Source organism: Mesorhizobium sp. M7A.F.Ca.CA.001.10.2.1, assembly GCF_003998575.1.
In the GTDB taxonomy this organism is placed as follows: Bacteria; Pseudomonadota; Alphaproteobacteria; order Rhizobiales; family Rhizobiaceae; genus Mesorhizobium.
In genome coordinates this window covers 1-4,035 of the sequence record NZ_RZQY01000572.1, presented here as the reverse complement: position 1 = coordinate 4,035, position 4,035 = coordinate 1, and the positions used below count along the sequence as shown (strand labels likewise).

Below are 4,035 nucleotides of genomic sequence, written 5' to 3'. Positions count from 1 at the left end.
GTAATCGGCCTTGGCGAAGCGCGCCGGCAATCGGCCGAATGGATCGAGACGATGAAGGTCCGCACGATCGGCGCCAATGCTCGGGTGGTCGAGCTTTCCGGCGGCAATCAGCAGAAAGTGGTCATCGCCAAATCGCTAATCCAGGCGCCGTCGCTGATCATCTTCGACGAGCCGACGCGTGGCGTCGATGTCGGCGCCATCGCCGAGATCCATCAGATTATCGAGCGGCTTGCCGATGCGGGCGCGGCCGTCGTCGTTATCTCGTCCTATCTGCCTGAAATCCTCAATCTGTCGGACCGCATACTGGTGGCGCGCCAGGGCCGTATCGTCGAGGAGATGACCATCGACGAGGCCTCCGAAGAAAAGATCATGTATGCCGCCGTCCATTGAATCGCCCGGTGAGGATCGGCAGGCCACGATCGTCGAAGTCGGTCCGCGCGACGGCCTGCAGAACGAAAAGCGGCTGGTCTCGACCGGGCAGAAGCTGCGCCTGATCGGCATGCTGGCCGATTGCGGCTTCGCCCGCATCGAGGCGACGGCTTTCGTCTCGCCGAAATGGGTGCCGCAGATGGCCGATCATGATGAGGTCATGCGGCGCGCTGTGCGGCGCCCGGGGCTTATGCTGTCCGCGCTGGTGCCCAACGAGCAAGGTGCGCGGGCCGCGATCTCGGCCGGCGCGCAGGAACTCGCGGTCTTCACCAGCGCCTCCGAGACGTTTTCGAAACGAAACACCAATTGTACCATCGAGGAAGGGCTGGCTCGTTTTGTGCCAGTGATCGCGCTGGCCGCCGAGCATTCCTTGCCGGTGCGGGGCTATGTCTCCTGTGCCGTCGATTGTCCCTATGAAGGCCCGATCGAACCCGGCGCGGCCGCGAGAGTCGTCGCGCGCCTGCGCGATCTCGGCTGCGCCGAAATCGCCGTTGCCGACACGATCGGCAGGGCGACACCCGAGCGCGTGCATGCCATGGTGCTGGCAACCCTCGAAGAAGCAGAGGCTGCGCGGCTGGCCGGGCATTTCCACGACACCGGCGGCCTGGCGCTCGCCAACGTCGATACCGCCTGGGACCTCGGGCTCAGGGTGTTCGATGCCGCTGCCGGCGGGCTAGGCGGCTGTCCCTACGCGCCCGGTGCGGCCGGCAATCTTCGCAGCGGCGCGCTGGTGGCGCACCTTGCGTCGAAAGGGATTTCCACCGGCATAAATCGCGAATTGCTGGCCGGCATCGAAACCATGCTTGCCGAGGGTAAGTTTTTCGCCGAGCCATAAAACCACGACAACCCCGCAGCAAGTTTGCCTGAAATCAGTGCCGTCCCGATCTTCGGGGCTGGCGTCTCGGAAAATGCGACACGAGCTATATATTGCTGCCTTGGCTGCCCGCTCGGCTTTAGCAAAATTTGACGAGGCATCGAATTTTTGGCGCGCGTGCCGCCCTTGTTGTTAACGTCAGTACCAATGCCCCGATCGCCTTCACACCGAATGGAGAGTGTCGGCGATCGTTCCCATCAGGTTCTGTATGTCGATCCGCATCGACTGATTGATCGCTTTCGGCCAGGTCGACAGCTTCACGCCGACGAAATCGCGCTGGTGGTCGATGTAGATTATCTGCCATCCGAGCAGCTACTCTGAATGCAATGGGCGAGCCTCCAAGGTTTCTATTGGGTGGTTCTCAGAGGGATGGAGCCGGACATTCACTTCCGTCGAGAACATATCGCGAACTACAGGTTCAAAGCGCAACATCTCTTCGCGCGATGACCGGCCTCTCAGCACCGACCTATCGCTGATCCGCTGCAGCACTCTTTGCGGCCAAAGCCGATCCGTTGTAGGCGTGCATCTGCGCCAGCTTTGCCATGCGCTGGGCGGCTTCTGCGAGCGCCGAGCAATGCTGCTTGAAGTTTTGCTCTATGATCTGACCGTAGGGTCCCGTAAGTCCCACCGCGTACATCACCTCACCGCTCGTCGGCCTTATCGGAAATGCGATCGAGCCCAGGCCCGGAACATGCTCGGCCAGGTCCATGGCATAGCCCTGCTGCCGAACCTCCGCCAATTCCCTGGTCAACTCCGCGATCTTCGTTTTAGTCCGATCGGTATAGCTGCGCAGCTCGGTCGCCAGGATCCTGTTCACGGTCTCCTGCGGATGAAACGCAAGGATCGCCTTGGCCGAAGCGGTCGCATTTACAGGCATGGCCATACCCGGCATGACATAGGTCCGGACCGGAGTGTCGGGCGCGACGCAGGTGACCGAGCGCACCTCGGTACCGTCGAACTTCGACAGGAACGCCGACTGGCCGGTGCGGTCGGCCAAATCCTGAAGCGGTCGCTGCGCGAGCGTCGTCAGCCAGCCGCTATCCGGAGACATCTGTAGCAGCTGCAGCAAGCGATCGCCGAGGCGGTATGTCCGATTGCGAACGCTCTCGGCGGTGATCATCCCGCTTTCGATCAAGGCATGCAGCAGCCTGTTGATCGTGGTTTTGGGCAGTCCAAGCGTCGTTTCGAGCTCGATCGCCGTCAAGCCATGCTCGAACGGCGCGACCGTTTCCATGATCGAGATGTAGCGCTCGAGGGGACTGTCCTTGGCGCTCGGCTTCTTCGATTTCGTATTCAAGGGCACCTACGCCGATCTGACAATTGCGACTGCAAGAAGGTTATCGTTCAAAACAGACGTGAGGGGCAAGGTCGGTCTCTCGTTATCCCGCCGCGCCTCGAGTCCGAGGGGCTCCGTAGAATAGCCGAACGGCCGCACGCCCTCGGCTGTCGGGCTCCGCTAGGTAACCCGAACCCGAAACCTCCTCACGAATAATACCGAAATTCGGTATTATTTCCATTTTATGGGCCCCTCGATTGACTCGCAAGCCAAATCCTGATTATCGGGATAAATACCGATTTTCGGAGGAACTTGAAATGGCTGAACTCCCGCGTGTGACCTACTCGAACATCGGGGTGGATTTTTCCCCTGTTCACGCTCACCTCGATGCAATGATCCCGGATTTCGAGAAGAACACACTGGGTCGCGAGTGGTCGACGCCGTTTGCGACCGGCGCTCGGAAAGAGATCCTGAGCCCTATCGACAAGAAAATCTCTCTCGGCAAGTTCCCGGTTTCAATCCCGTCAGACGTCAAGTGCGCGATCCAGGCAGCCCGGGCCGGCGCGAAGGCCTGGAACCGTTCGACGCTGGACGATCGCCTTGCATTCGGCGCTCGCTGGCGAGAGGCACTTGCGGAGCGGAAATATGACCTCGGTTTGGCGGCGCTCTACGAGATCGGAAAGTCCCGCATCGAGGCAGTCGGCGAAGCCGAGGAATGCCTCGACATGGTCGAGTACTACGCATCGGAGATGAAGGCGAACAACGGGTTCGTCCGGCCCATGAACGTGTTGGTCGAAAACGAGACTGCTACGAGCGTCATGAAGCCCTATGGCGTCTTCGCGGTCATCGCTCCTTTCAACTTTCCGCTCGCCTTGTCGATCGGCATGGTCACGGGTGCGCTGTTGACAGGCAATGCGGTGGTCTACAAGCCGTCGCCGGGTTGCGCGCTGACCGGACTGCTGATTGCCGAAACGCTTCGCAAAGCGGGCTTGCCCGAAGGTGTTTTCAACATCGTGCTTGGCGATGGAGAGGTGGGGCGCCTTCTTGCCACCGACAACGGCATCGACGGCGTTGCATTCACCGGCTCCCATAAGACCGGCATGAGCATCTTCCGTCATATGGCAACGCTGCCCCACATGAAGCCCGTCATCGCCGAAATGGGTGGCAAGAACCCCGCCTACGTGACGAGCAAGGCCGACCTCGACCGCGCGGCGCAGGGGGTGGCGCGCTCCGCTTTTGGCCTGCAAGGCCAGAAGTGCTCCGCATGCTCGGTCGTGTATGTCGACGAGAAGGTCAAGGCGGAATTCATCGAGAAACTGGTAGCGTTCGCTGGAAAGCTGGTGGTCGGAGATCCTCGTAAGGCCGAGACCTTTATGGGCCCTGTCTATGGCGACGCCACAGTCGGCCGTTTCCAGGCAGCGCTGTCGGAAGTCGAGGGCAAAGGCAAGGTGCATTT

The 4,035-nt window shown here is 60.8% G+C and carries 4 protein-coding genes; 3 read left to right on the top strand and 1 reads right to left on the bottom strand.

Annotated elements, in window-relative coordinates; translation table 11 throughout:
- Together EN964_RS27515 and EN964_RS27510 are read left to right on the top strand one after the other, a co-directional pair.
- Positions 1–390 (top strand): ATP-binding cassette domain-containing protein (locus EN964_RS27515; RefSeq protein ID WP_164776024.1); only part of this gene is annotated, 390 nt, incomplete at its 5' end.
- Entirely contained in the window at positions 374–1,264 is an 891-nt protein-coding gene (locus EN964_RS27510; protein WP_127270803.1) for a hydroxymethylglutaryl-CoA lyase, read from the top strand. The genes EN964_RS27515 and EN964_RS27510, both read left to right, overlap by 17 nt.
- Positions 1,265–1,769: 505 nt before the next feature.
- Here EN964_RS27510 and EN964_RS27505 read toward each other — a convergent pair.
- Positions 1,770–2,606 (bottom strand): IclR family transcriptional regulator, encoded by an 837-nt coding sequence (locus EN964_RS27505; protein ID WP_127327917.1) that lies wholly within the window; start codon positions 2,604–2,606, stop codon positions 1,770–1,772.
- A gap of 290 nt (positions 2,607–2,896) precedes the next feature.
- Between EN964_RS27505 and EN964_RS27500 the strand changes: the two genes are divergently transcribed.
- Positions 2,897–4,035, top strand: a 1,139-nt coding sequence (locus tag EN964_RS27500; protein WP_127276977.1) for an aldehyde dehydrogenase family protein, incomplete at its 3' end; no start/stop codon positions are given.

Excerpts from the sequence above, each read along its gene's own strand:
- EN964_RS27510 (WP_127270803.1), top strand. The coding sequence starts at position 374 with ATGCCGCCGTCCATTGAATCGCCCGGTGAGGATCGGCAGGCCACGATC.